The sequence below is a fragment of the Allosphingosinicella sp. genome (genome assembly GCF_059502505.1).
In genome coordinates, this window is sequence record NZ_JCACEU010000019.1 from 126,045 (window position 1) to 151,019 (window position 24,975).

Here is a 24,975-nt window from a genome sequence, read left to right on the forward strand (position 1 = left end):
CGCTCATAACGCGGCAGCCGTGGAGCTCGCCGGAACATCTCAAGCGGCCCTTTTTAGCCGCCGCTCGGGACGCGAAGACGCTGCAGGTCGCGCCGTCGGCATTCTGAAGCCCTGGCACGCCTCGAGCTCGAACTGCGTGGCCATCTGCTTGGCCCGTTCGAGGTCGCCGACCGTGTCGATTTCGTACGCATCGACCTCGCCGACGTTCAGCGGCAGGAAATTGCGCAGATGCTCGTAGACCGCGGTCGGTCCTACTTCCTCGAAGAAGCGGGTGGGCAGCCAGGAGATGTTCGCCCATTCATATCGGGTCGGCAGGTCGCGCCGGAATGCCGAAGCCCGGCCGTTCGCCAGCTCCACATAGACCGCATCGGTGCTGCGCGAACTGGTGAGCGCGAGACGCGGCTCGCCCGGCCGACATTCGGCGATGAACTGGTTAAACGTGTGAGGGACGATCAGAAGATCGGCGTCCATGAACAGGCAGTCGCCCGTCACACCCCTTGCACCGATCGCATAGCTGTGGAGCGTGGTCGTGTTCCTGTAGTCGGGATTGCGGACGACGATCGCGTCGGGACGAATGCGGGTCAGCTCCTCGATGACGTCCGCCTCCATGAAGCCGACCACCACGCGCACGTCCGGCACGTCGGCCACCAAGTGCATCAGGTGCGCCAACACGCTGACGCCGTTGATCCGCACCAGGCATTTCGGCTTTCCGTGTCCGAGGCGGGAGCCAAGCCCCGCCGCCGCGATCACAACGTGTCCAACAGTCGGCATAAGCCCCTCCCATTCAGCGCTACATAATCCGCGGCCGAGACCAGTGCGTCCGGGCTGGGGTGCACGCCGTTGAAGGCGATGCCGACATCGGCGGCATCGAACATCGGCACGTCGTTGAAACCGTCGCCGATCGCCGCCACCCGGCCGAACCGCTCCTTCAGCTCCCGCGTGGGCACGTTCTTCCGCATGATGTCGACCAGCTCCAGCCGGCCCTCACCGTCGATCCGGCTTGTCGAGGAATAGAAATGGCAGCCGAGCCGCTCGACCAGCGGCGCGATCCAGACGTCGAGATTGCCCGTTATGACGAAGCACCGTTCGCGATTGTCGGCGATGAAGCATTCGATGTCGGGGTCCAGCTCGACCTCGGAGACGATCTGCTGGATCCGCTCCAGCCCGGCGGTGCGCAGGATCGCGAAGCGCAGCCGGAAAGAGTCCTCGAACGGGATGAGCCCGTCCATGGTGATCCGGGTCAGCAGCCGCATCTCCTCCTCGAGGCCGACCTCGGACGCGATCAGCGGCAGCAGCTCCTCGCCCGTGATGGTGCCATCGAGATCGAAGCAGAAGCAACTGGCGGGCGGCTGGTATGTCACCGCTTCTTCCTGACGATGCAGAAATGCTGCCGGGTTTCGGCCCGGTTGTTCAGGTCCGATTGCTCGAACAGGAGCTCGATCGCCCCGATCTCATGTGCGGGTGAGGAAAAGGCTTCCCCCAGCGCGGCGGCGATCTCGCCCGGCGAGCGGTAGATTGCGCTGTAATGGGTCTGGAGCTCTTCCGACCAGTGTCCCGACAGGGTCAGGCGGCCGTTCATGCCCATCGGTTCGCGGACATAGATAACTGCGCCGGGCGTCAGATGCCGGCTGAGAGCCCCCAGCAGCGACGCCACCTGCCTGTCGTCGAGATAGATGAGGATGCCCGAGCAGATGACACGGTCAAAAGGCCCATGCTCTGCCAGCCATGCATCGGTGAGGTCGTCGACCCCCGCCGCGTGGAACGCGACATTGTCGCGCCGGCAATAGGATCTCGCCAGTTCGATCAGCGAAGGGCTGGCGTCGATTCCGTGATAGACGCTGACGCGATCTGCGATCGCCGCGCCCCATCGGCCGATGCCGCAGCCCACGTCCAAGACCCGTTCGGCGCCGGTTAGCTCGAGCAGGGGAAGCACCCGCTCCCGCTCCATCGCGTCGCGCAATTCGGCGATCTCCGGATGCTTGTCCTGATAGAGAATGGCGGTCAGCGGCGTCGCAGCATCGAATTTGCGCGCCCGCTGCTCGAAGAAATTGGCGACCTCATCCTTGTTGAGGGGGATCTTCTCCCCTGCGACCCTGCTCATAGTGCCTCCTGCCGCCGGGCGACGAAGCCGTCCGCGATCGAATCGAGGATGATCTCGGCTGGCTCCCGCTCGTTCGGGAGCAGGATATCCAGCAGCGCCTGCCGCTGCTCCTCATGCTTGAAGGGCGCGCCGCCGGCATAGCCTTCGGCGGCAGCCTTCATCGCATCGAAGGTCTGGACATGATGGGCTGCGGCCAGCGCGGCGTCGCCCAGCCGGTTCATCTGCACGTGGCGGCCGGAATCGAAGAAGACGAGCGGCTTCTCGAAGATCGGATATTCGGTGAGGAAGGAGACGCCGTCCGTCACCATCATGTCGGACGCGGCGAACAAGCCGCCATAGGTGCCGAGCTCGATGGCGCAATTCGGCAGCGCCCGCCACGCCTCCAGGAAAGCGTCGAGGTCCGCTTGCGGCACCGATCCGCTCTTCAGGGCGAATCTGAACAAAGCGGGGTGCGGCTTCAGCACGAAGTCGATGTCGGATCGTTCGCGCGCCCAGGCGAGGAAGTCGCGGTAGACCCGGTCGAACGTGCCGAAGCCCAGCCAATTGGTTCCCACCGAATAATGCGGCGCCCAGATGATCCGGAAGCGCCGCTCGCCTCGGTTCGCGACGGGCCAGGCCTCCGGCTCCTGCCGCGCGCGCAGCAAGCGGGTGAGCTTGGGATAGCCGCTGACGATGAACTTCTCCGGGTCCGAATGGTCGAACTGGACGAAGTAATCGCGGGTCTGGTCCGTCTCGCAGAACACCCGCCACGCCATGCGGTGATAAGGCTGGTCGAACGCCTGCTTGTTGACGCCGTTGATCAAGGTGTCGCGCGGCTGGAACTTGCCGACGATCGACATGCCGTATGGCACCGAGCAGATGCGCGCGAAGCTGAGCCGCGACGTCGCGAACGCCGGGGGAAGGTCATTGTCCCACTGCGCCTGACGGAAGATCACATCGGGCTGAAGCGCCCGCAGGATGTCGAGCGCCGCCGCAGCTTGCTCCGTGCCGAGCCGGATATGACGAACGCCGGCCCGGTCGAGCGCCGCGCTGGTCTCCTCCTCGCCGCCATATTGCGCATCGCCCGGGAAGCGCCGGTCGATGCTGATCACCAGCGGGTCGAAGCGGTCGTCGCCCACCATGGCTTCGTAGATTTCGACCTGCGCATCCCAAAATTCGATCGCATGGACGAGAAACACGCAGCGTATGCGCGGCCCCCACGTGCCGATCTTGCGGGACGCCAGATGCCCGATCTGCCTGAGATCGTTCGCCTCGCTGTCGACCTTCAGATAAAGCTGCTGCCCGACATCGGTGACGAGCGCGCGCATGCGCTCGCCGAGCCGCGCCTCCATTTCCGCAATGACGACATCGATCCGTTCGGCCAGACGTTCCTCGACATCGGCAATGGCGTTGGCGAGAAACGCAAGCGCCTCCACCACCACGTCCTGCGGCTCGGGCGCCGCATTCGGATCAGGATCGTCCGAGGGAAAGCTCTGGAGCTCTAACACGATATTCGTCTCACTCTTGTCCGAAAGGCATGACGGCAGGGCGGCTGCGACGGGCTGCGGCCGCAGCGTCAGAAGAACTGCTGGCAGTACGAAGGCAGGTCGAAGACGGCGTCGTCGTTGCTCGCCTTGTCGGCAAAGTCCGGATTGACCCGCAGCCATGCACGCGGTTCGCGATCGCCAGCGGGGGGAACCTCATGGGTCAGCCGCTCGAGCAGCTTGGAGGAGACCATCCCTAGTATGTCGCTGTCCAGCGTCGGGTCGACGATCGGCGGGCCGTCGCTGAATTCGACGGCTTCGGTCAGCGCCGTCGTCACCGCGGCCAAGGTCCGCACGATCTCTATCGGCAGGCCGGTGCTTTCCACCGGGCGGTAGGCGGCCATGCGATGATAGAGGATATAGGCTTCCACCCAATGCTTCGACTGGATCAGCAGGCGGAAGGCCACCGTTTGGCGGACGGCCATGAAATCCATAATGGCGCGATTGAGCGCGGCTCGATCCTCGTCGGCGAACTGGCCCCGCCCGAACGTGTGAGAGGCGATATATTCGAGGCCGCCGCGATAGCTGTCCCACTGGAACATGCATTCCTTGTTGCCCTGCTGCGTCCGCGGATCGTTGGAGATCGCGGTGACGCGGGCAAAGGGCTCGGGCATGAACAGGATGTCGGCGGCGTTTAGCGCCCGCGCCGTGAACAGGAAGGCCCAGAAGATGAACGGCGTCGCACCCGAAATCGACTTGGCGAGAACGTCGCGGCGGACGATCAGGAACTCGGGAAAGACGTGGCGCTCCAGGATGAAGTTCAGGAGGCTCGCGAAGTCGCCTTTGCTGTGTCGGGTAGGTGCGGAGAGCTTGTAGAAAGGCCGCATGTCGCCGCCGCCGGGTCGAGCATCGACGAGGAGCCACGGCGCCTGCACCATGCCGATTTCCGGGTCCTTCTCCATGATCTGGAGATATTCCGCGACCTTGTCCGGGATGAGCAGGTCATCGTCGCCCAGAAACACCGCATATCGGCCGCGTGCCCGCTGCATCGCGAAGGCGTAATTACTGAGGAAGCCGCTGTTGCGGGCGCGGCGATAGGACCTGACCTCAGGCTCGCCCTCCAGCGAAGCGAGATATTCGGCAGTCTCGTCGGTGGAGCAATCGTCCACCAGCACCATTTCGAAGCTGATCCCGAGCTGGCGGAATTCCTGCAGATGGAAGGAGACATTGCGCTCCAGCAGGAACTTCCGATTGAACGTCGGCACGCAGATCGAAAGTAGGATTTCGGATTCCGGCATGAGAGGACTGCCTACGGATGTTGCGACCCCACCATCCTGTTCGAAGGCTTTAAACATATCGTTAAGAGCGCGGTAAGGCGTCGGTTCAGCCGCGAGATTGCCTGGCGTCGGAGTGAAAAATCAGCGTGATCGCCACCACGGTCTCAATTTTTGAACACCGCTCTTCCCAGCGGCGACTTGCCGATACATCGGCACTCGCTATGGAGGGCGCTCACTCCGTCGGACCCCTGGTTCTGGCGTATCAAGCACGATCGTCCGAGCACAGGGTCCAACGTGTGATTAGCACTGCCTTCATCGGATCCGATGAGCTCAAAGCGTAGGTGATGACGACATACGATTACCTCGTCGTCGGCGCGGGTTTCGCCGGGTCGGTGCTCGCCGAGCGGCTCGCCAGTCAGCATGGCGCACGCGTGCTCGTAGTCGACAAGCGTACGCATGTCGGTGGCAACGCCTACGACCATCTCGACGAAGCGGGCGTGCTGATCCACCAATATGGACCCCATATTTTCCACGCGAACTCGGACGAGATCGTCGACTATCTCTCCGAGTTTACGGAATGGCGACCTTACGAGCACCGGGTGCTGGCAATGGTTCGCGACAAGCTCGTGCCGATCCCGATCAACCGGACGACGCTCAACATGCTGTTCGAGCTCGATCTCAAAACGGACGAGCAGGCGGCCGAATATCTCGGCTCCCGCGCCGAGGCAGTAGACGAGATCCGCACGTCCGAGGATGTTGTCATCAACGCCGTCGGGCGCGAGCTCTACGAACTCTTCTTCCAAGGCTACACGCGCAAGCAATGGGGGCTAGACCCCAGTGAGCTTGACAAGCAGGTGACCTCGCGCATCCCGACGCGGACCAACACCGACGACCGCTATTTCGGCGACAAGCACCAGATCATGCCAGCCGCTGGCTACACGGCCATGTTCAACAACATGCTGGCCCACCCGAACATCGAGGTGCTGCTCTCCACCGACTACAAGGACATCGTCGGCCGGGTCGACGCGGACCACATCATCTTCACCGGCCCGATCGACGAATATTTCGGCTTCCGCTTTGGCAAGCTGCCGTACCGGAGCCTGAAGTTCGAACATAAGGTGAAGGATCAGGAGAATTTCCAGCCGGTCGCCGTAATCAACTATCCCGACCCGACCGTGCCCTACACCCGCATCACCGAGTACAAGCACCTCACAGGGCAGGAGCATCCGAAGACCAGCATCACCTACGAGTATCCGGCAGCGGAGGGCGATCCTTATTATCCGATCCCGCGGGCGGAGAATCAGGAGCTGTTCAAGAAGTACGAGGCGCTGGCGGACGTGACGCCTAACGTCACCTTCGTAGGGCGGCTCGCCACCTACCGGTATTACAATATGGACCAAATCGTGGGCCAGGCGCTCGCCACCTTCCGCAAGCTCGACGCCGAGTGGAAGGCAGGCTGAGCGCGCAACTCCTCATCCTGCCCCCTTGTTAAGGTAAACTGCTGGATCCGCTGCTTCGCGACTCCACTTGGTTCGGGTGCTACCTCGGCGGATGGCGGTGCAGGGCAAGCCGCCGCCGGTCACTAGGCGACGGCCCTCGGGTCAGGGAGCATCGGCGAGTTCTTTGACGGCTCAGCGGTGCGAAGTGGGCTAAGCAGCTGACTCTCCTTGATGTAGAAGCGTCACGCTTCCCTACTTTAGCGGGGCTTAGGTGGTCGCCGTTTGATCTCGCAGACAAGCATGGTGCGGACGGCGGGACTCGAACCCGCACGCCCTTACGGGCAGAAGATTTTAAGTCTCCAGCGTCTACCGGTTCCGCCACGTCCGCACGGGTGCAGCCTTAGCGGGCGTCGCGCCGGGCGCGAAGATCATTCGGATGCGGATTTGTCGCGCCGCGACAGCTTTGCCGCGCGCAGTGGACAATAGGCTCGCGGGAGAACGCCTCAGACGTTCAGGCGCTCGCGCATTTCCTTGCCGGGCTTGAAATAGGGCACGCGCTTGGCGTCGACGTCGACGGCGGCGCCGGTGCGCGGGTTGCGGCCCTTGCGCGCCTCGCGCTCGCGGGTCGAGAAGGCGCCGAAGCCGCGAAGCTCGACACGGCCGCCCGCCTGGAGCTGGTCGATGATCGAGTCGAAGAAAGACGACACTACGCGCTCGATCTCCTTGACCGTCAGGTCCGGATGATCTTCGCAGAGCTGCTGCACCAGTTCGGAACGGATCAAGGCTTTATCCCCCACCCAAAAGTTCGAAAGATCAAGCGAACGCCGGATCGCACTGGCCGCAATCCCCAAAGCGGCTAATCCAGATCAATCGCACCACATCGCCGGAAAAGCAATGCTCTCCAAGGAGATATGGCTCCGGAAAGTATCGATTCGGCGCAGCTGAAGGGAGTGCGGACGCATTTTTGCGCGCACTCCCTCCGAAAAGAATAGCTTAGCTGTTCTTTTGCTTCAACGCTTCCCCAAGGATGTCGCCGAGGGACGCGCCCGAGTCGCTGCTGCCGTATTGAGCGACGGCCTGCTTCTCTTCGGCGATCTGCATCGCCTTCACGGAGAAGGTCGGCTTCTTAGAGCGGTCGAAGCCGGTCACCATCGCGTCGAACTTCTGGCCGACCTGGAAGCGCTCGGGGCGCTGCTCGTCGCGGTCGCGGCCGAGGTCGGTGCGCTTGATGAAGCCGGAGACGCCGTCGTCGCCGACCTGCACCTCGAGCCCGCCGTCGCGCACTTCGAGCACGGTGACGGTGACGACCTCGTTCTTGTTGACGCCGCCGCCGGCCTTGCCGCCCGCCGCCGCGGACACGCCGCCGCGCTCGAGCTGCTTGATGCCGAGGCTGATCCGCTCGCGCTCGACGTCGACCTCGAGCACCTGCGCCTGAACCGTCTCACCCTTGTGGTGAAGGTTGAGCGCATCCTCGCCGGAGACGCCCCAGGCGATGTCCGACATGTGGACCATGCCGTCGACGTCGCCCTCGAGGCCGATGAACAGGCCGAACTCGGTCGCGTTCTTGACCTCACCCTCGACGGTCGAGCCGACCGGGTGGGTCTCGGCGAACGCGGCCCATGGATTGGCCTGCGCCTGCTTGAGGCCGAGCGAAATGCGGCGCTTGTCCTCGTCCACCTCGAGGATCGACACGTCGACCTCCTGGCTGGTCGAGACGATCTTGCCCGGGTGCACGTTCTTCTTGGTCCAGCTCATTTCGGAGACGTGGACCAGGCCCTCGATGCCGGCCTCGAGCTCGACGAACGCGCCATATTCGGTGATGTTCGTGACGCGGCCCTTGAACACGCCGCCGACCGGATATTTGGCGCCGGCGCCTTCCCAGGGATCGCTCTCGAGCTGCTTCATGCCGAGCGAAATGCGCTGCGTCTCGCGGTTGATGCGGACGATCTGCACCTTCACCGTGTCGCCGATGTTGATCACCTCGGACGGATGGTTGACGCGCTTGTAGCTGATGTCGGTGACGTGGAGCAGGCCGTCGATGCCGCCCAGGTCCACGAAGGCGCCGTAATCGGTGATGTTCTTGACGACGCCGTCCACCACCTGGCCCTCGGCCAGCGACTGGATGAGGCCGGTGCGCTGCTCGGCGCGGGTCTCTTCGAGGATCGCGCGGCGCGAGACGACGATGTTGCCGCGGCGGCGGTCCATCTTCAGGATCTGGAAGGGCTGCGGCAGGTCCATCAGCGGGGTGACGTCGCGGACCGGGCGGATGTCGACCTGGCTGCCGGGCAGGAACGCCACGGCGCCGTTGAGGTCGACGGTGAAGCCGCCCTTGACGCGGCCGAAGATCACGCCCTCGACGCGGTTGCCGGCGGCATATTCGCTCTCGAGCTTGTCCCAGGCGGCCTCGCGGCGCGCGCGGTCGCGCGACAGCATCGCTTCGCCCTGGTGGTTCTCGACGCGGTCGACATAGACCTCGACTTCGTCGCCGATCTTGAGGTCGGCCTTCTGGCCCGGCGCGGCGAACTCGCGCAGCGGCACGCGGCCTTCGGATTTCAGCCCGACGTCGATGACCGCGAGGTCGTTTTCGATGCCGGTGACGGTGCCCTTGACGACGCGGCCTTCGAAGCCTTCATTCTCGCCGCCGAGCGATTGATTGAGCATAGCCGCGAAATCGTCGCGGGACGGCATTGCCGTGGTGGCCATAAAAGATGCTTTCCTTCTGGTTTGTTGTGCCGGCCGGGGGTTGTCTCCCCTGGTCTTTTGACCCGACTGCCGCGCCGGCCCCATGCCGATGCGGCGTCCGGTGGGCGCATGAGCGAAGCGAAAGCGGCGGATAAGCGAAAAGAGCGCGTTGAAGGCGGGCCTTAGGGCCTCTCCTCACGCGCTTATCCAAAGCCTTAGCTTCCGCAGGCGCTTAGCACCCGCCGGACGGGTGCGCGTATAGGCGAGAGCAAGAGGAGGGGCAAGCGGGAACGATAGACCCTGGCCGTAATCTGCCACTCGGCATCGACCGGTCGAATGTCTGCTTCAGAGCCCATGCGACATGAGGACGGCCGCTCTATCTGGCTCTCTGATCTTGTGCTGAGCGTTGGCGATCATAGCTCTGGCATCGAAGTCTGTCGCCATATCCAGCAGAACGCGCCTAGTCTGTTCGTCGGACGCGCCGCCAGCCAAGCGCCGACACTGAAGCGCCTTCTGTCGCAGCTCAGCCTCATTCATCGGGTTCAGCATCGTGCCCTCCGGGCTAGTCCCCCGTGATTGAAACGGCTTCCTTGAAGGGTATCGAGAGGACTAGCTGGCCGGCCTCGTTCTCCGCATCGATGCGGTAGCGCAGGTCGAGCTTACCTTGCTTCACATCGGCGCTCATGAGGTCGCGGGCGCCGGCAAGCACAGATCGCCGCAGCTCGTCCAAGGTCTCGAATTGCGTGCCGTCCGGGTCGAGGATCTCATCGACGCCGTCACGCTGGTGCAGGAAATAACGGGGCATGGACGCTCCACTTGCAGGCGGGAGCGCGTCGGTCTCTCAGCCGCCGGAGCCTGGGAATCCCTTTTCCGGCGATGGCGCTTTGTGCGCTTTCGCACAAAGCATGGCAAGATCGCTTCAAAACAAATGCTTAGCCATCCGAACTCATAAGCGAGCAGATAGCGACGTCGCTTCAGCTCGCCTTGCCGAACGGGCCGATCAGGCGGCGATATTCCTCCTCCGGCCGGCCGTAGCTTTCGCCGGCGACGGACAGGAGCTTGGAGCGGTCGCGGACGGCGATGCGGCCGCGCATGGTGCGGATGGCGCCGGCGGCTTCCAGCGTGTGGAGGGTGACGGTGACGCCGGAGCGGCGCACGGCCAGCATCATCGACATGAACTCGTGGGTGAGCTCCAGCTCGTCGCCGTCGATGCGGTCGTGGCACATCAGCAGCCAGCGGGCGAGGCGTTCGGGCAGGGTGTAGTTGCCGTTCGCAGTGGCGGTTTGGGCGGTCTGGATCATGAACGTCTGGACGTAGCGCAGCAGCAGGTTGCGCAGGCTCTCGCTGGCGTTGATCGCCTCGCGCAGCCGGTCGGCGTCGATCCTCAGGGCGGTGGTCGGGCCGACCTGCATGAAGCCGCGGTGGGGGGTGCGGTCGGCGCCGAGCAGCACCGGGATGCCGGAAACGCCCTCACGGCCGACGATGCCGACCTCAATCTGCTCGCCGCCCTCCTCGTCGGAGACGATCGAGCCGACGCCGGCTTCGAGGAAGTGGAGGTGCGCGATCTCGCGGTCGGGTTCGAACAGCCCATCGTTGCGCTCGAGATCGACCCGGCCGAGGTGCGGTTGGAGCAGCGCGAAATCTTCTTCCGACATGGCGCCGAGCAGCAGGTTACGCGTGTACGACTGGCTGGGTAAAGACATCTGCCCCCGATCTTGAGCCGCGATGCGGGGGCGTTCCTTCTTTGCCAAGCGAGAGGGGCACTTTGGTGCGCCACCGCACAAACCCTTAGGGGTTCAGCCCTCAGGCGTTGGCGGCCAGACGCGGCGCGCCGAATTCCGGCCGGCGGCGCTCGAAGACGTCCATCAGCGGATGAGCGATGCGGTAGAGGCCTTCCGGGTCGATGCGCGCGGTGCGTGAGCTGATCTCCACCAAGCCCTTCGCTCGTAATTCCTTCAACGTGCGGTTCACGTGGACAGCGGTGAGGCCGAGGATCTCGCCAAGCTCCTGCTGCGTCAGTGGCCAGGGAATGCTGGTCGCATCGTCCCCGACCAGCCCGGCCAATGCGAGCCGGCCGCGAATGTCGAGCAGCAGCAGCGCGAGGCGCTCCTCGGCGCGGCCGCGGCTGATCGCGATCAGCCAATTGTGCAGGCGCCGCTCGTCCTCGATCGACTGCCACCACAGGCGCAGCGTGAGTGCCGGATCCTTCATGGCCGCCCTGCGAAGAGCCGCTTGGTCGACCATGTCGAACTGACAGGCGGTGATGGTGGCGATCTCGTCCGGCTGTTGTTCCAGGACCATCGAGCGGACGCAGACGAAATCGCCCGGCAGCAGGATCGCCATGACCTGGCTGCGGCCGTCCTTGAGGAATCGCAGCCGCGCGCACCAGCCGGAACGGAGGCGGTAGACGAAGCTTTGCTCCTGGGCGGCCGGCACCAGGCAGCGGCGTGCCTCGATGCTCAGGCTCCGGGGTTCGACGAGCTGGTCGAAGCGGCGCTCGCCCTGCTGCAGCTCGGATCCGATTTCGGCGCGATGGAGCGGGAAGAAGGCGTGCGGCATGGCGGCGCGGGACGGATCCAGTCTCAATTGGAGCATGTCCTGCTCCTCCGTTTGAGGGTGCCGCATGACCGAGAGGAGCGGGGTGAAGGTCCGCCGAACTCTGCCTTTGAACGCTGCAGCAAAGCGGGAAAACATTCCCTCCGTGATGAATGCCCGAACGGTTAAGCCTTTGAAAGGACTAGCCTCGGAACCGTGCGGTTACGCACACACGTCATAAACCTCGATCAAGCGGACTTGCCGAATGGACCCAGCAGGCGGCGATATTCGGCCTCGGGCACACCGTAGGTCTCGCCGGCCATGTCGAGGAGCTTCTGGCGATCGCGGACGGTGATCTCGCCACGGCGGGAGGAGATCGCGCCGGTTCCCTCCAGCAGGTGGAGCGTCACAGTCACGCCGGCGCGGCGCACGGCCAGCATCATCGACATGAACTCGTGGGTGAGGTGGAGGATATCGCCCTCCACACGGTCGTGGCACATGAGGAGCCACCGCGCGAGGCGCTGCGGGATCTCAGCGCCGGCATTCGAGGCTGCGGTCCGCGCACCCTGAACATTCATCACCTGGCCGAAGCGCAGCAGCACCGAGGCGAGCGACGGGCTTTGCGCGACCGCTTCCTGCAGATGCCCGGTGGCGAGGCGAAGCGCAGTGGAATCGTTGATCTGAACAAAGGACCTGTCGGGCGTCTGGTCGGTACCCAGCAGGACCACCGTCCCGGTATAGCCTTCACGGCCGATCAGCCCGACCTCCACTTCCTCGCCGGATTGGTCGGCGACAATAGAGGCCACGCCTCCTTCGAGGAAATGGATGTACCGGATCGGCTGGTCGGCGAAGAACAGGTCATAGCCGCGCGACAGCTCGATCCGCTCCAGATGGGGCTGCAGCAGCGTCCAATCGGCGGCCGGCAAGGATGCAAGAAGGAGATTCCGGGTGTAACTTTGGTCTGGAAGGGTCATCTTTCGGCCCATTTAAATTGGGGGCGAAAGGAAAAAGCTTCTTCCAGCCGCTCGCGCCCTGAAGAGTCAGGCGAGCGATCCAATTGATATAGGTGAGTATTCGCTCGCTTTCAAGGAACTGATCTTGATCAAGGGAAATGTGCGATAGCGCACAAATCCTGGGAACCTCGTATTTCCCGAATCGCTGAACGTCGGACGGCCGGCACGGCGGGCGCCACCGTCTGGCGGCGAGCATGTGCCAGGAGGTGGGAGTTAATGCCGCGTTACTATTTCCACGTGGTGACGCCCAGCGAGCGGATCGAGGATACCGAAGGGCAGGAGCTGCCCAACCTCGAGAGCGCGCGCGTTGAGGCCGTCGAGAGCCTTCGCTCCATCATCAGCGCGGAAGTGCTGCATGGCGTGCTCGGGCTGGATGAATGGATCGAGGTGACGGACGGGGCGGGCAAGGAGCTGCTGACGATACGGGGCGGAGACGCCCTGAAGATCGCGACAGCCTCCAATTCGAAGGACACCACGGTCGTGTCGCTGCGTTCGGTGCGCCCGCACGAAGAATGACCGGCTCACAGGCGTGAGCCGGCACCTCAGGCCGCGCGGCTTTGCCGGGGCGGCCTTTTTCGTGCGCTTGGTGCGGCGGTCAGGGCAAAAGGGAGCGGGTGATGAACGAGGAAGAGAAGGACAGCCCTTCGACGGAATCAGGCGTCGCGACGATGGGGAGGCGCGAGCAGCGCTGGTGACGGCGCTGCGGCTGACCCAGCCGGGTTCTAAACCTCGCCCTCGGTGGTTAGGAGGGGCTCATGCAGTCGATTGCGACAAGGCGGCTGAAGCGCGCCTACAACATCGCCGATCTGCGCCGGCTGGCGCGCCGGCGGCTGCCGCGGCCTATCTTCGACTATATTGACGGCGGCGCCGATGACGAGGTGACGCTTGCGCGGAACATGCTCGCCTTCTCGCGCTACGAGATCGTTCCGGACGTGCTCACGGACGTGTCGGATATTCGGACGGGGACCACGATCTTTGGCCAGCCGGTGGCCTGGCCGCTGATGCTGGCGCCCACGGGGCTGACGCGGATGTTCCACGGGCACGCCGAGCTCGCGGTCGCGCGGTCGGCGGCGGCGCACGGCTTGCTCTACAGCCTCTCCACGCTCGGCACGACGCGCCTGGAGGCGCTTGCCGAGGCGTTCGGCGGTCCCAAGGTCTTCCAGATCTACATCTTCAAGGATCGCGGCCTTACGGCCGAGTTCGTGGCGCGCTGCAGGGCTGCCGGCTTCCATGGCCTGGCGCTGACCGTCGACACGCCGGTGGCCGGCAATCGGGAACGGGACCGCGTGAACGGGCTGTCGCTGCCGCCCCGGCTGACCTGGCGCTCGATGCTGAGCTTCGCGGCGCATCCGCTTTGGTCGATCCCTGCGCTTTCCGGCGCAAAGTTCGATTTCGCCAATGTCAGTCACAAGGTCGATGCCCTGGCCGGCGGCCCGATGAGCCTGTTCGACTATATCGGCGGGCAATTCGACCGCAGCCTGACCTGGGCCGATGTCGAATGGCTCGCGCGCGAGTGGGCGGGGCCGCTCGCCATCAAGGGCGTGATGGCGCCCGAAGACGCCAGGCGCGCCATCGCCTCGGGCGCGACAGGCGTGATGATATCGAACCATGGGGGCCGCCAGCTCGACGGGGCTCCGGCTCCGATCGACCAGATTGCGGCGGTTCGCGAGGTGTTGGGCGAGGGGCCTGACATCATCTGCGACGGCGGTGTGCGGCGCGGGTCCGACGTGGTGAAGGCTCGTGCTCTTGGGGCCACCGCTTGCTCGATCGGCCGCCCGTATCTTTACGGCCTGGCGGCCGGGGGCGAAGCCGGAGTGGACCGCGCCTTGACGCTGCTGAGGGAGGAGTTCGACCGCACACTGGCGCTGGCGGGAGTCAATGACTTGGCGCGGCTTGAACGCCGGCACGTGCGGCGGATTTCGCAGTGATCGCTATGGCGCGGCCGACCCGAAACTGGCGATTCAGGTCCTGCGCGAGAAGGAGCGGATGATGAGCACGCTGATCCGGCCGGTGGCGGAGCCGCGGATCCGGGTGCTCTAGCGGCGGCCTTCGACGGCGGCGATGGCTTCGGCGATGGCCTGTTCGACAGTGAGGTCGCTGGTGTCGAGGAGGTGGGCGTCGGGGGCGCGGGCGAGGGGGGCGGCGGCGCGATTGCTGTCGCGCTCGTCGCGGGCGCGGATGTCGATCAGGACGTCCTCATAATGGCTGGGGCGGCCGAGGCTTTCGAGCTCCTGCTGGCGGCGGCGGGCGCGGACTTCGGGGCTGGCGGTGACGAAGAGCTTGGCCTCGGCCTCGGGCGCGATGACGGTGCCGATGTCGCGGCCGTCGAGGACGGCGCCGCCGGGCTGCGCCGCGAAATCGCGCTGGCGCTGGAGGAGGGCGGCGCGGACCGGGCGATAGGCGGAGATGCGCGAGGCGATGCCGCCGACCGCCTCGCTCTTCAGCTCGCGGTCGGCGAAGTCGATCTGGCTGAAGTCGCAGGCGCGCAAGGCGGAGAATTCGCTCTCGGGGTCGCCGTCCCAGCGCAGAAGATTGAGGGCGACGGCGCGGTAGAGGAGGCCGGTGTCGAGATGGGGCAGGCCGAAATGGCGGGCGAGGGCGCGGGCGATGGTGCCCTTGCCGCTCGCCGCCGGGCCGTCGACGGCGATGATCATGAGGCGAGCCCTGCGAGGGTCTCGGAGAAGGCAGGGAAGCTGGTCTGGACTGGAGTCATGTCGTCGACCGTTACCGGCTGACGAGCGTGGAGGCCAGCGACCGCGAAACTCATCGCGATGCGGTGGTCGAGAGCGGAGTTTATCGTTGTGCCGCCGGCGAGCGGGCGGCCGGCGCTGCCTTGGATGGTGAGGCCGTCGGCGCTTTCACGAGCCTCGACGTCAATAGCGCGGAGGCCGCCGGCCATGGCGGCGATGCGATCGGATTCCTTGACGCGCAGCTCGGACAGGCCGGCGGCACGGGTGGTGCCTTCAGCGAAGGCGGCGGCAATGAAGAAGATCGGGAATTCGTCGATCATCGCGGGGATGATCCCCGGCGGAACGTCGATGCCGCGGAGCGGCGAATGAGCGACGGCGATGTCGGCGACCGGCTCCCCTGCGAGATCGCGTTCATTCTCGATGCGGAGGTCGGCACCCATATGCCTCAGCAACTCGAACAGCCCGATGCGCATCGGGTTCACGCCGACCCCTTCTATGCGGATGCTCGAGCCGGGGACGATCAGCGCCGCGACAGCCAGGAAGGCGGTGGCCGATGCGTCGCCGGGAATGCGGATATGCTGCGGCTCGAGCTCCGCCTCGCCGGCGAGCTCGATACGGCATTCTCCATCCCGCTCATGCCGATCGATGCGGGCCCCGAAGCGGCGCAGCATCCGCTCGGTATGGTCGCGGGTGCGGACCGGCTCGACAATGCGGGTGACGCCGGGCGTGTTGAGCGCCGCGAGGAGCAAGGCCGACTTGACCTGCGCCGAGGCGATGTCGAGGCGGTGGGCGAGGGGGACCGCCGGACAGACGCCGCGCAAGCTGAGCGGCAGCCGCTCGCCGGGGCTGGCGACGATGTCTGCGCCCATCCGGCGCAGCGGCGCGATCACGCGGTCCATCGGACGGCGGCAGAGCGAGCGGTCGCCGATCAGGGTCGGCGAGATCGGATGACTGGCGATGAGGCCCAGCAGCAGCCTTGCCGAGGTGCCCGAATTGCCCATGTCGAGCGCCTGTTCGGGCTGGATGAGTCCGCCAGTGCCGACGCCGTCGACGGTCCAGCCGGTGGGGGAGCGCTCGATCCGCACGCCCATGGCGCGCAGGGCCGATGCGGTGGCGGCGACGTCACTGCCTTCCGAAAGACCTTCGATGCGGCTGCGCCCGTGCGCCATCGCTGCCAGCATCAGCGCCCGATGCGAGATCGACTTGTCGCCGGGCACCCGGACGCTGCCCCGCAGCGGGCCGGCCGGCGCGAACGCCATCGGCTGAAGCTGGGGAGGGGGCATCGGCACCTGCGGGCGGAGGGGGTGCCAAGGCTTTTGACAGTGGCAAATCCCTGTGGCAAGGCGCGCGCCGACCGCGGCCCTATTGTTCGATATGGCCGCTTCTCATCATTTCATTGAAAGGCTCACCACCGATGGTGAAAGCTGAATGGGGCACGAAGCGTAGCTGCCCGAAATGCGGCACCCGTTTCTACGACCTCGGCAAGGACGATCCCGTGACCTGCATCGAGTGCGGCGTCGCCTGGGAGCCGGAGCCGGTGCTGAAATCCAAGCAACCGCTGCCGTTCGACGCGCCCAAGAAGGAGGCAGTCGTCGACGAGGCGCCCGATTCCGATCTTGCCGCTGACGATCTCGAGATCGACGAGGATGCCGAGGAGAATCCGGACGACGAGGTCGATATCGGCGGCGACGACGATATCGGCGTGCCGGGTGCGGGCGACGACGACGAGGAAGTCTAAAGCGTCTTGATAGGCGCCGCCGGCTGCTCTAAGCGGCGGCGTCATCACGCGCCCGCCCTTCCCAGGGGCGGCCAAAAAGGTTCGGGGCCGTAGCTCAGCTGGGAGAGCGCTGCAATGGCATTGCAGAGGTCAGGGGTTCGATCCCCCTCGGCTCCACCAGCCTCACGTTCGCACCCTCATCGTGCTTTGACGCCCCCGGGATAGGAGCCTCAGCAGGCAGGTCCCCGATTGTTCCACAAGGGGATGTCCCTGAGCCGTCGCCTATCCCAAGCAGGTCTTTGGTTCAGCCTGAGCCAATCCCGGAATGCCTGCAACGGGTTCTTTGCAGACGTTCGGCGCGGCGCGGCGGCGGCTTACGATACAGCAGCCGCTATCCGGTTGGAGAGGTCATCCAAGGCCAGCACCGCGTCTTCGAAGCGGTGCTCGGCTTCGGCGCGGCGTAGGAAGCCGACGCGCTCGACGAGAATTTCGGGAGGCGTGGGGTCTTGATGGAAGAGAGCCATCACCTCATCGATGAACTCGTCAAGCGGCTGGTATCCGTCCCGGTTCTCCTGGCCGGGCGTGAGGCTGGTCTGGACGGCCGGCGGGACAAGCTCGATAACTTCGATCTTCCCCTGGAGCGCGGAGCGCAGAGCCACCGTATAGGAGTGGATCGCGGCCTTGGTCGCGGAATAGGTCGGGGCCGCTGTCAGCGGCACGAAGGCCAGGCCCGAGGAGACGTTGACGATCGAGGAGTCCCTCTGCCCGGCGAGGTGTTCGACGAAGGCGTCGATCATCCGGATCGGGCCGAGCAGATTCGTAGTGATGCTCGCCTCGGCGTCATTGAGGTTCCGGGCCTTGTCGACCTTCTCGTAGCGCATGATCCCGGCATTGTTCACGAGCACGTTGAGCGTCGGATATTCGGCTCTCACGCGTTGCGCGAACTCGGCGATAGCCTCGCAGCTTTCGACATCGAGCTGCATCGCAAACATATTGTCGCGGCCCTCGATCGCTTCCTGAAGGACGTCGAGCCGCCGGCCTGTCACGATCACCCTGTTGCCAAGATCGTGGAACCGATGCGCCAGCGCCCGCCCGATGCCGGAACCGCCGCCGGTGATCAGGATCGTGTTGCCTCGGATCTTCATCGTCTGCCTTTCACCTCAGGTTGAGAGCAGCAATCTAGATAGCTACTCTTCGCACGAAAGAAGGCGCCGAAAAGATTTATACTTACTCGAAAGAGAGTGAAGCATGAAACGAGAGGCGCTGAGGCCCACGCGGGAAAAGCCCTGGCCGGAGTCGGATCCGCGCGTCGATGCGCTGGTGACGGAGGTCATCGGCCGTGTTGCCGACAAATGGACCATGCTGATCCTCGAAACGCTGGCGGAGCACGAATTCCTGCGCTTCACCCAGATCGGGCGCCTGGTGAAGGGCATCAGCCAGAAGATGCTGACGCAAACCTTGCGGCAGATGGAGCGCGATGGGCTGCTGGTGCGCAAGGTTCACCCGGTCATTCCGCCGCGCGTGGACTATAGTCTCACCGACCTCGGGATCAGTCTTGGCGCGGCATTTTGCGGCGTCTGGATGTGGGCGGAGGAGAATATCGAACGGATCGAGACCGCCCGCGGGGAATATGACGGGCGGAAAGCAGACTAGCGTCCGCCTTGGGGCGAAGCCGCAGTGGCGTGAGCGTGCGCAATGGGTGGAAAGCGGCCGCCGGTGTGCGTACAGGTGAAGCTCCACGGGGAGCAGACATGCTGACAGGAAGCGAAACCGGCCGGGCGTCGCCGGGGCCGACCGGGGAATGGATCGAACGCTTCAACGCCTCGGGCCTGAGTGACGAGGAAAGATATTCCTTGCTGGTCGAGCGGTTCGCGTCGGTGGGTGACGATGCCCTGATACGCCCACCGTTCTTCTGCGATTACGGATACAACATCTCGCTCGGGTCAGGAGCCTTCCTGAACTTCAATTGCGTCATCCTGGACGTTGAGCCGGTCTCTATCGGTGACGGCACAGCCATCGGTCCGGCGGTTCAGATCCTCGCCTCAGATCACCCACGGGATCCCCGGCTGCGGCAACAGAAAGTGCGCTTCGGCCGACCCGTGACGATCGGCGCGAATGTGTGGATCGGCGGCGGTGCGATCATCCTGCCGGGTGTTACGATCGGCGACGATGCGATCCTGGGCGCCGGCAGCATCGTCACGCGAGATGTGGCCGCCGGCGCTACCGTCGTCGGCAATCCTGCGCGGGAGAAGTGAAGGTCCGCTGCGGGTGGGAAGCGGAGCTGCGATGGCAAGCTACTACTCCAAGCCCTCGATACCGAGCGCAGCCCAGGCGTAGAAGAACTGCGTCAACACGATGAACGCGATCAGCGCAACGTCCACGCGCTCGCGCCTCGAGAAAGCGAGCCACAGAAAGGCGGGCATGTTGAGCAGAAGGAGCAGGCCCGCGACCAGCATCGCGGGATGGGCGGCAAGTTCCTCCGGCTTCACCTGCGGCATTGTCCCCAGTGCTGCGACCAGCCCCTGAGAGAGCGCGTTGATGATGAAGACGCCGAGGACCACGAAGCGCTTCTGCTGCCGGTAATATTGGTCGAAATCCGGCCACCGCTGGGGATCGTCCGGAAACACCTGCGTCGCGACCAGATAGTAGCCGCCAATCAGCGCCAGAACGCAGAACACGGTCAGCATATTCATTTCGAGGCCGGTGCGGGCCACCCAGAGCAGGCTCCAGAAGGTGGCCAGATCGACCAGAACCAGCAGGCCGAGCAGCGGCACCAGCCAGCCGACGCGGACATTGATAGCCGCCTCGTCGATGCCGGCTTTCCGCCGCGCACGCAGCTTCAGGACGTGGCCGAAACCGTTTAGCATCTCCGCCACCGCCAGCCCCAGCAGCAGGGCGAACAGCTCAAAGATGTAGCTGAACTCATCCATTCGGCGCCCTCCCGTTGAGCGAAGGGGGTGCGAATCACCACCCGCAGCTCGCTCCCGAGGCTTCGCAAGGCGTCGCTATGTCGGCAATGGGTCGAAAGCAGACACTGCGCTGGATGCTAGATATGGGTCGAAAGCGGACGTTCGGCTCGCGACCAAGACGGGCGGAGGTGAAGACGAGCGACATCTGCGTCGCGACGTATTGCTTAGCCTAGGAGCGTGTAGAGCCATTCGCCGAGACGCCGCTGGGGCCCCTGGTCGAACAGCGCGAACTCAGGCTTTGCTCGAGGATCAGCGCCGGCGCGACGAACAGCCATACCGGGTGGATCTTTCCGTAGCGCCCCCGATCGCGCAGGGCCGCGATCAGGATCGGGGAGTAAGCGAGCACCAGCGCGAACGTGATTTCGGGCTTGGGCACGAGCGGCAGCAAATGCCGTAAGCGGAAGAATGCCGGCCACAGGAGTTGGATCGTCGCGAGCATGGCAAGCCGCTTGTGCCAGTCGGGCCTCCCGCGCGTGGCGACAGCCGCGGTGGCGAGCATGAGGTAGAGACTGAGTCCGGTCACCGTTCCTGCAAGGCTCGAGGTGGCGGCGGTGCCAAGCGTGGCCAAGTCCCGTTCAGCCGCCCAAAGGGCGGTAGCGATCCCGCTCGCCCAGGCGGCGAGCGCCAGCGGGAGCCCACCCTGACCCAGCCGTCTGTGCAGCTGCGTCCGGCGCGCTCGCACCAGCTTCGCCTGGGCGATCAGCAGCAAGATCCAGCCGAGCGCGGCCGCGCCGTGGAGATGGACGAACCAGGGCGCCGAGAAGGTCCGGCGAGCCATGGGTATCGCATAGGTGACGCCGAAGCCGAGTGCGACGACCAGCAGGCCGAGAAGCCCGAACCCGGCATAGAAAGCCGTCGCACGATCCCGTGCCCACGGATTGGTCATTCTGAAACCCCCCCGCCCAACCCTAGCAGTGCCGTTTCTACCGGCAAGGAGCCGCGATAGCTCGCTGAGCAGGCGTGGGCGTTATCTGGCCCGGAAGATAGCGACCGGAAGGGTCTAAGCCGCTGGTGCGGTGCCCGGCCGAAGGTAGGCGAACATGTGCGGCACATAGTCCACCTTGCCGAGCGGCACGCCGGCGTGGCGCAGGATGGCGTAGGCGATCATCTGGTGGAACGCGACCTGCGGCAGCGCCCAATCGCGGACATATTGCTCGCCGGTCATGTCGAAGATCATGCGGGTAGGGAGATCGTGCGCGATCGGCTTGTCGGCAGCGGCGTCGAATTCGCCCGGCCGGACGGCGGCGAGAAAGGCCGCCGCGTCCGCCACGCGGCCACGCACCTCGGCCCAGGTGCCCGGCCGCTCCCCGCCGTCGCGGCCCTCCTGCCGCACCTCGAGCACCGCCTCCGGCACAGCTTCGCCCCGCAGACGATAGACCGGCTCCTGGGCCTGGAAGGCGAGGAAGCGCAGCTGCGTCGTCAACGGAAACATGTCAGGCGCCAGGCGCAGAGCAAGCAACCGGTCGGGGCTCTCTCCGCGCTCAGCGGCGAAGGCCTCCGCCTTGGCGAGCCATCCGGAGAGGGCGTGAAGCTGGTTGGAGAGGGTGGGAATGATGAGGCTTGTCAGCTGCATTGGCCGCTTGTGAGTGGCCGCACGCGCGGGATCAAGTCCTGCAGCCGCAAGGAGCAGCTTACCGCCTGCCTTGCCTCCGGGAATATCCGTGAATAGCCTCGGCCCATGGATGCGCTGCTGCTCGGGCTGGTTTTGCTTTCCGCAGCCGAGGTTCATGATTGGGGCGCGACCCTCCGCATGGACGCCACTGCGCTCCACGACGATATAGCCAACAATCATCCCGGACCGATCAACCCGGAAGACCCAGGCTTTGCAGCCCATAATGACGCTCAGCTTGCGCGGGCTCTGAGCCGGGCCGGAGTCGCGACAAGCTATGCCGACTATTTCTATGCGATGCGGCAATATGTCGCATCGTTCAACGACGGCCATCTTCAGTTCGGAGTCTTCGGCAATACGCCCGAGGATTATCGCTGGCCGGGCTTTCTGACCCGCCATGATAGCGATGGCGAACAGCGCGTCTTCGTCAGCGAGAAATGGTCGCCCGTGCCCATCGGGGCCCGCCTCCTGGCGTGCGACGGCAGGTCGGCGGAGGCCCTCGCGAGAGACATATTGGGCTCGACCGAGGGACGGTGGCATCTCCGTTCCCAGCGGCTGCGGTGGGGGATTCTGTTCACGGACAAGACGAACCCGTATGTAAAGCACCCGGAGCGCTGCACGTTCGACATCGGAGGGATGAAAAAGACTGTCGATCTCGAATGGCGATCGGTGGAGGCGACGGAGCTTATCGGCAAGATGTCGAGCGGACAGAACCGTCCTCAAAGGGCGGTGGGCATCCGCAGGCTGGCCGACGGCACCCACTGGGTGAGCCTTCCCTCCTTCGACGGCGATCCGGCGAGCGAGCGCGGGAAGGCCCTGTCTGCCGTCGTTTCCGCGCTGTCGGAAGGGCGCGCGGCGCTCAGCGCGGCACCGGCGATAGTGCTGGACTTGCGGGGCAACGGCGGCGGCTCGTCAGATTGGTCGGTCCAGATCGCGCGCACTATCTGGGGTGCGGGGGCGCTTGCTGCCCTTCCTCCGAGCAAAGCAACCGTGACGTGGCGGGCGTCTCCCGCGAACCTGGCCTCGATGGAGGAGAGCTACAGGCAGCGGATGAAGAGCGGGACTCTGTCGAAGGACATGCAGGGGTGGTTCGAGCAGACGATCTCCGGGCTGAGAGGAGCAATTGCTTCCGGTCAACGTGGCTGGAATCCGCCAACGGAGGCCGTTCCGGACCGACCGCCGGTGAGGCTGCCAGCTCATGAGCTGTCCGGCCGCGTCTACTTCATCACCGATTGGTCCTGCATGTCGGCCTGTCTCGACGCGGTTGACCTGTGGCGCGCGCTTGGTGGCATCCATCTGGGGCAGGAGACGTCTGCCGACACGCTCTACATGGAGGTCCGGGAAGCCAAGCTGCCGAGTGGGTTGGGGGCAGTCGCGCTGCCGATGAAGGTCTACCAGGGTAGGACGAGGGGCAATAACGAGCCGGTTGTGCCGCATCGGGCATATTCGGGGGATATCAGCGACGATGCCGCACTGGAAGCTTGGGTGGCGACGCTCCATTGACTGCGCGCCGGACGGATGCCTCTTTCGGCCGTGAGTTCGAAGCGAAGCGCGCGATCGCCTGAACCTGCCGCCACCGCCTTGCATGTTCTCGCGGCTCTTGTAGTGCCGGCTTCGCACCATGGCCAATCTTCCCGCTGTCATCGAAACCCTGGAGAATAGGTGGATGAGGGCGTGGGTGGCGCGCGATGTGCGCACCCTGAAGGCGCTGACGTCGCGGAACTTCATGCTGGTGATGGGGGCGGAGCCGTGCGTCATCCTGGACGCCAAGAGCTGGCTGGAAGCCGCGGCGACGCGCTACGTCTGCACGTCCTACCGCTTCGGTGACATTTATGCGCGCGACCTGGGATCAGTGGCCTTGTTCGCATCCCAGCTCGACCTGGAGGCGAGCGTGGACGGCCAGGACTGGTCGGGCCGGCTGTGGGTCACGGACCTGTGGCGCAAGAGCGCTGTGCGGCGGAACTGGCGCTTGATCGAGCGGGTGGTCTCGCGGCCCCAGGACCGTCCGGAGTTGCCGGCCGCGATCCGATCGATGCAGCTCTGGCGCTGAAGGGCGGAAACATGCTGCACCTCGCCGCTTCAGAAGGCGGCGTGGGCGCGCGTTCTTTGGTTGCCTGACCTGCGAAACGCCCAGGGCTCGCCGGGCTTGACCACGTAATTGGCCCAGACGTACCGCCACGGGATCGCGAAGATCAGCACCACTGCCAGCGACGTGTCCGAGACGCTGCTGCGCATGCCTTCATCGAGCGTGCCGTCGAGCCAGCGCGGCAGGGCGAAGGCGACAAGCCAGATCACTTTCCACATCAGTTCGAACAGCAGCAGCGGGATCATCTGAAGCGGATAACGAAGGCCCAGCAGCGAGAGCAGCCCGATCGTCCCCAAGAGGGCGAAGACGACGCCGGTCATGCGCGGCAGCTCGGGGTCGTGGCTGATGATCAGCGGCCAGATGGTGAGCCCGAGACCGACGGCCATGAGCAGGTACATGGCCCGCATCACCCAAAAGCGGATCGGCGAAACCTGGGTCATTGCTCTTTCTCCATGTTCACGATTGTTGGGGCGCGACGTCGTGCGCGAGCGGTCGCTGATGCCGCTGCCCGGTTCCGCCGGCGCGGATGCGCACGAGCCAGAAGAGCATGATCGCGAAGGGGGTGAAGGCCAGCACGAACAGGATGGGCGATCCGTGCACCACCTTGGGCAGGGCGTCCTGCTGGCCGAGGAAGAAGGAGCCGGTGGCGATGGAGAAGGCGAAGCACATCCGCCAGAGGTGACGCGACAGGCGCTGGACGTGCGTCAGCTTGCCGCGCAGCACCGCGGCGAGGTCGCCGAGGCCGGCGAGCAGGCAGAGCGCGGCGAGGGCGAAGACCGGGCCGGAGCCCGCAGGCGTCGTCGCTCCGTTGAAGCCGCCCCAGGCCATGATAGCGGCGGTGCCCATTGCCACCGCGCAGGCGGCCATTTCGAACCTGCCGGTCCTGCCCTCGCGGCGGCGCGCGGTAGCCCATGATGTCGCGACGAAAGAGCAGACGAAGAGGCCTGCGACCAGCGATCCCGGCGGCGTCCTGAACGGCTCCAGGATCGCGGCGGTAACGCCGAGGACGAGCATCGAAGCGACGAACCAGGTGCCGGCGCGGGCGTGGAACGGGCCTCCCTTGCGGGCGGCGACGGCGACAGTGCCCGAGAGGAGGGCAAGAATCCCCCCAGCGATATGGACCCACATCAGGATGGTCATGCTGCCTCCCTTTCCGGTCCGCTCGCTTCGGGCTGCTCGTCGTCCGCCGAGTCCGGCAGGAACTCCAGGATGTCGCCGGGCTGGCACGACAAGGCGGCGCAGATCGCCTCGAGCGTCGAGAAGCGGATCGCGCGGGCCTTGCCGGTCTTCAGGATCGACAGGTTGACGATGGTGATGCCGACGCGCTCGGCGAGCTCGGTCAGCGTCATGCGGCGCGCGTGCAGCAGGTCGTCGAGCTTGACAGCGATCGCCAT

Annotated in this window: 29 protein-coding genes and 2 tRNA genes; 10 read left to right on the forward strand and 21 right to left on the reverse strand. The window is 65.1% G+C overall.

What is annotated here, in order from left to right; genetic code table 11:
• Positions 1-39: 39 nt before the first annotated feature.
• From AC5JBD_RS13015 to AC5JBD_RS13035, 5 genes are all read right to left on the reverse strand, one after another.
• A complete protein-coding gene (locus tag AC5JBD_RS13015) occupies positions 40-771 on the reverse strand; it encodes an NTP transferase domain-containing protein (RefSeq protein ID WP_495722242.1) in 732 nt (243 codons plus the stop codon).
• Positions 747-1,361: an HAD-IB family phosphatase gene (locus AC5JBD_RS13020; RefSeq protein ID WP_495722243.1), complete on the reverse strand. Its 615-nt coding sequence runs from the start codon at positions 1,359-1,361 to the stop codon at positions 747-749. The genes AC5JBD_RS13015 and AC5JBD_RS13020 overlap by 25 nt, the downstream gene beginning before the upstream one ends.
• Complete coding sequence (locus AC5JBD_RS13025; RefSeq protein WP_495722244.1) at positions 1,358-2,101, reverse strand: class I SAM-dependent DNA methyltransferase; 744 nt, start codon at positions 2,099-2,101, stop codon at positions 1,358-1,360. The genes AC5JBD_RS13020 and AC5JBD_RS13025 overlap by 4 nt, the downstream gene beginning before the upstream one ends.
• On the reverse strand, positions 2,098-3,588 hold the full coding sequence (locus tag AC5JBD_RS13030) for a hypothetical protein (RefSeq protein WP_495722245.1): 1,491 nt from the start codon (positions 3,586-3,588) through the stop codon (positions 2,098-2,100). Before AC5JBD_RS13030 ends, AC5JBD_RS13025 begins: the two co-directional genes overlap by 4 nt.
• A gap of 68 nt (positions 3,589-3,656) precedes the next feature.
• Positions 3,657-4,862 carry a glycosyltransferase family 2 protein gene (locus AC5JBD_RS13035; protein WP_495722246.1) on the reverse strand — a complete coding sequence of 402 codons (1,206 nt, stop codon included), beginning with the start codon at positions 4,860-4,862 and terminating at the stop codon, positions 3,657-3,659.
• A gap of 323 nt (positions 4,863-5,185) precedes the next feature.
• Here AC5JBD_RS13035 and glf point away from each other — a divergent pair, with 323 nt between their 5' ends.
• Positions 5,186-6,301, forward strand: a complete 1,116-nt coding sequence (gene glf / locus AC5JBD_RS13040) for a UDP-galactopyranose mutase (RefSeq protein ID WP_495722247.1) — start codon at positions 5,186-5,188, stop codon at positions 6,299-6,301.
• Positions 6,302-6,581: 280 nt separating this feature from the next.
• Here the strand turns inward: glf and AC5JBD_RS13045 are convergent.
• The 7 genes from AC5JBD_RS13045 to AC5JBD_RS13075 all read right to left on the reverse strand — a co-directional run bounded on the left by AC5JBD_RS13045 (position 6,582) and on the right by AC5JBD_RS13075 (position 12,423).
• Positions 6,582-6,668 (reverse strand) — tRNA-Leu (locus AC5JBD_RS13045).
• A 115-nt stretch (positions 6,669-6,783) separates the two neighbouring features.
• Complete coding sequence (locus AC5JBD_RS13050) at positions 6,784-7,062, reverse strand: integration host factor subunit beta (protein ID WP_495722248.1); 279 nt, start codon at positions 7,060-7,062, stop codon at positions 6,784-6,786.
• Positions 7,063-7,273: 211 nt separating this feature from the next.
• Complete coding sequence (rpsA, locus tag AC5JBD_RS13055; RefSeq protein WP_495722249.1) at positions 7,274-8,983, reverse strand: 30S ribosomal protein S1; 1,710 nt, start codon at positions 8,981-8,983, stop codon at positions 7,274-7,276.
• Between the two features lie 541 nt (positions 8,984-9,524).
• Positions 9,525-9,767, reverse strand: a complete 243-nt coding sequence (locus AC5JBD_RS13060) for a DUF6894 family protein (protein ID WP_495722250.1) — start codon at positions 9,765-9,767, stop codon at positions 9,525-9,527.
• A 169-nt stretch (positions 9,768-9,936) separates the two neighbouring features.
• A complete protein-coding gene (locus AC5JBD_RS13065) occupies positions 9,937-10,665 on the reverse strand; it encodes a Crp/Fnr family transcriptional regulator (protein ID WP_495722251.1) in 729 nt (242 codons plus the stop codon).
• Between the two features lie 100 nt (positions 10,666-10,765).
• Positions 10,766-11,557: a Crp/Fnr family transcriptional regulator gene (locus tag AC5JBD_RS13070; protein ID WP_495722252.1), complete on the reverse strand. Its 792-nt coding sequence runs from the start codon at positions 11,555-11,557 to the stop codon at positions 10,766-10,768.
• Positions 11,558-11,745: 188 nt separating this feature from the next.
• On the reverse strand, positions 11,746-12,423 hold the full coding sequence (locus AC5JBD_RS13075) for a Crp/Fnr family transcriptional regulator (RefSeq protein WP_495722253.1): 678 nt from the start codon (positions 12,421-12,423) through the stop codon (positions 11,746-11,748).
• 303 nt (positions 12,424-12,726) lie between these two features.
• Between AC5JBD_RS13075 and AC5JBD_RS13080 the strand changes: the two genes are divergently transcribed.
• The 3 genes from AC5JBD_RS13080 to AC5JBD_RS13090 all read left to right on the forward strand — a co-directional run bounded on the left by AC5JBD_RS13080 (position 12,727) and on the right by AC5JBD_RS13090 (position 14,550).
• Entirely contained in the window at positions 12,727-13,026 is a 300-nt protein-coding gene (locus AC5JBD_RS13080) for a DUF6894 family protein (protein WP_495722254.1), read from the forward strand.
• Between the two features lie 239 nt (positions 13,027-13,265).
• Complete coding sequence (locus AC5JBD_RS13085; protein ID WP_495722255.1) at positions 13,266-14,438, forward strand: alpha-hydroxy acid oxidase; 1,173 nt, start codon at positions 13,266-13,268, stop codon at positions 14,436-14,438.
• Positions 14,404-14,550 carry a hypothetical protein gene (locus AC5JBD_RS13090; protein ID WP_495722256.1) on the forward strand — a complete coding sequence of 49 codons (147 nt, stop codon included), beginning with the start codon at positions 14,404-14,406 and terminating at the stop codon, positions 14,548-14,550. Before AC5JBD_RS13085 ends, AC5JBD_RS13090 begins: the two co-directional genes overlap by 35 nt.
• Here the strand turns inward: AC5JBD_RS13090 and cmk are convergent.
• Together cmk and aroA are read right to left on the reverse strand one after the other, a co-directional pair.
• Positions 14,547-15,164, reverse strand: a complete 618-nt coding sequence (cmk, locus tag AC5JBD_RS13095) for a (d)CMP kinase (protein WP_495722257.1) — start codon at positions 15,162-15,164, stop codon at positions 14,547-14,549. The two genes, AC5JBD_RS13090 and cmk, sit on opposite strands and share 4 nt — an antisense overlap.
• The gene (aroA, locus tag AC5JBD_RS13100) at positions 15,161-16,459 is read right to left on the reverse strand and encodes a 3-phosphoshikimate 1-carboxyvinyltransferase (RefSeq protein ID WP_495722258.1); all 1,299 of its coding nucleotides are present in this window, start codon (positions 16,457-16,459) and stop codon (positions 15,161-15,163) included. The genes cmk and aroA overlap by 4 nt, the downstream gene beginning before the upstream one ends.
• 155 nt (positions 16,460-16,614) lie before the next feature.
• Here aroA and AC5JBD_RS13105 point away from each other — a divergent pair, with 155 nt between their 5' ends.
• Both AC5JBD_RS13105 and AC5JBD_RS13110 read left to right on the forward strand, forming a co-directional pair.
• Positions 16,615-16,938, forward strand: a complete 324-nt coding sequence (locus AC5JBD_RS13105) for a TIGR02300 family protein (RefSeq protein ID WP_495722259.1) — start codon at positions 16,615-16,617, stop codon at positions 16,936-16,938.
• Positions 16,939-17,021: 83 nt separating this feature from the next.
• Positions 17,022-17,097 (forward strand) — tRNA-Ala (locus tag AC5JBD_RS13110).
• Positions 17,098-17,291: 194 nt separating this feature from the next.
• On the opposite strand, the gene AC5JBD_RS13115 is transcribed toward AC5JBD_RS13110, so the two are convergent.
• The gene (locus AC5JBD_RS13115) at positions 17,292-18,062 is read right to left on the reverse strand and encodes an SDR family oxidoreductase (RefSeq protein ID WP_495722260.1); all 771 of its coding nucleotides are present in this window, start codon (positions 18,060-18,062) and stop codon (positions 17,292-17,294) included.
• Positions 18,063-18,165: 103 nt separating this feature from the next.
• On the opposite strand from AC5JBD_RS13115, the gene AC5JBD_RS13120 reads away from it, so the two are divergent.
• Together AC5JBD_RS13120 and AC5JBD_RS13125 are read left to right on the forward strand one after the other, a co-directional pair.
• Positions 18,166-18,570 (forward strand): winged helix-turn-helix transcriptional regulator, encoded by a 405-nt coding sequence (locus tag AC5JBD_RS13120; RefSeq protein ID WP_495722261.1) that lies wholly within the window; start codon positions 18,166-18,168, stop codon positions 18,568-18,570.
• Between the two features lie 98 nt (positions 18,571-18,668).
• Complete coding sequence (locus tag AC5JBD_RS13125; RefSeq protein ID WP_495722262.1) at positions 18,669-19,172, forward strand: sugar O-acetyltransferase; 504 nt, start codon at positions 18,669-18,671, stop codon at positions 19,170-19,172.
• Between the two features lie 42 nt (positions 19,173-19,214).
• On the opposite strand, the gene AC5JBD_RS13130 is transcribed toward AC5JBD_RS13125, so the two are convergent.
• The 3 genes from AC5JBD_RS13130 to AC5JBD_RS13140 form a co-directional block, all read right to left on the reverse strand.
• The gene (locus tag AC5JBD_RS13130) at positions 19,215-19,847 is read right to left on the reverse strand and encodes a hypothetical protein (RefSeq protein WP_495722263.1); all 633 of its coding nucleotides are present in this window, start codon (positions 19,845-19,847) and stop codon (positions 19,215-19,217) included.
• A 208-nt stretch (positions 19,848-20,055) separates the two neighbouring features.
• A complete protein-coding gene (locus tag AC5JBD_RS13135) occupies positions 20,056-20,772 on the reverse strand; it encodes a hypothetical protein (RefSeq protein ID WP_495722264.1) in 717 nt (238 codons plus the stop codon).
• Positions 20,773-20,886: 114 nt separating this feature from the next.
• The gene (locus AC5JBD_RS13140; protein WP_495722265.1) at positions 20,887-21,459 is read right to left on the reverse strand and encodes a DUF1993 domain-containing protein; all 573 of its coding nucleotides are present in this window, start codon (positions 21,457-21,459) and stop codon (positions 20,887-20,889) included.
• A gap of 105 nt (positions 21,460-21,564) precedes the next feature.
• Between AC5JBD_RS13140 and AC5JBD_RS13145 the strand changes: the two genes are divergently transcribed.
• Together AC5JBD_RS13145 and AC5JBD_RS13150 are read left to right on the forward strand one after the other, a co-directional pair.
• Positions 21,565-22,998, forward strand: a complete 1,434-nt coding sequence (locus tag AC5JBD_RS13145; RefSeq protein WP_495722266.1) for a hypothetical protein — start codon at positions 21,565-21,567, stop codon at positions 22,996-22,998.
• A 118-nt stretch (positions 22,999-23,116) separates the two neighbouring features.
• Positions 23,117-23,545 (forward strand): nuclear transport factor 2 family protein, encoded by a 429-nt coding sequence (locus AC5JBD_RS13150; protein ID WP_495722267.1) that lies wholly within the window; start codon positions 23,117-23,119, stop codon positions 23,543-23,545.
• Positions 23,546-23,574: 29 nt separating this feature from the next.
• Here AC5JBD_RS13150 and AC5JBD_RS13155 read toward each other — a convergent pair whose 3' ends face one another.
• The 3 genes from AC5JBD_RS13155 to AC5JBD_RS13165 are packed head-to-tail and all read right to left on the reverse strand — an operon-like array spanning position 23,575 to position 24,975.
• The gene (locus AC5JBD_RS13155) at positions 23,575-24,021 is read right to left on the reverse strand and encodes a hypothetical protein (protein WP_495722268.1); all 447 of its coding nucleotides are present in this window, start codon (positions 24,019-24,021) and stop codon (positions 23,575-23,577) included.
• A 16-nt stretch (positions 24,022-24,037) separates the two neighbouring features.
• A complete protein-coding gene (locus AC5JBD_RS13160) occupies positions 24,038-24,721 on the reverse strand; it encodes a DUF2306 domain-containing protein (RefSeq protein ID WP_495722269.1) in 684 nt (227 codons plus the stop codon).
• Complete coding sequence (locus AC5JBD_RS13165) at positions 24,718-24,975, reverse strand: helix-turn-helix domain-containing protein (protein WP_495722270.1); 258 nt, start codon at positions 24,973-24,975, stop codon at positions 24,718-24,720. The genes AC5JBD_RS13160 and AC5JBD_RS13165 overlap by 4 nt, the downstream gene beginning before the upstream one ends.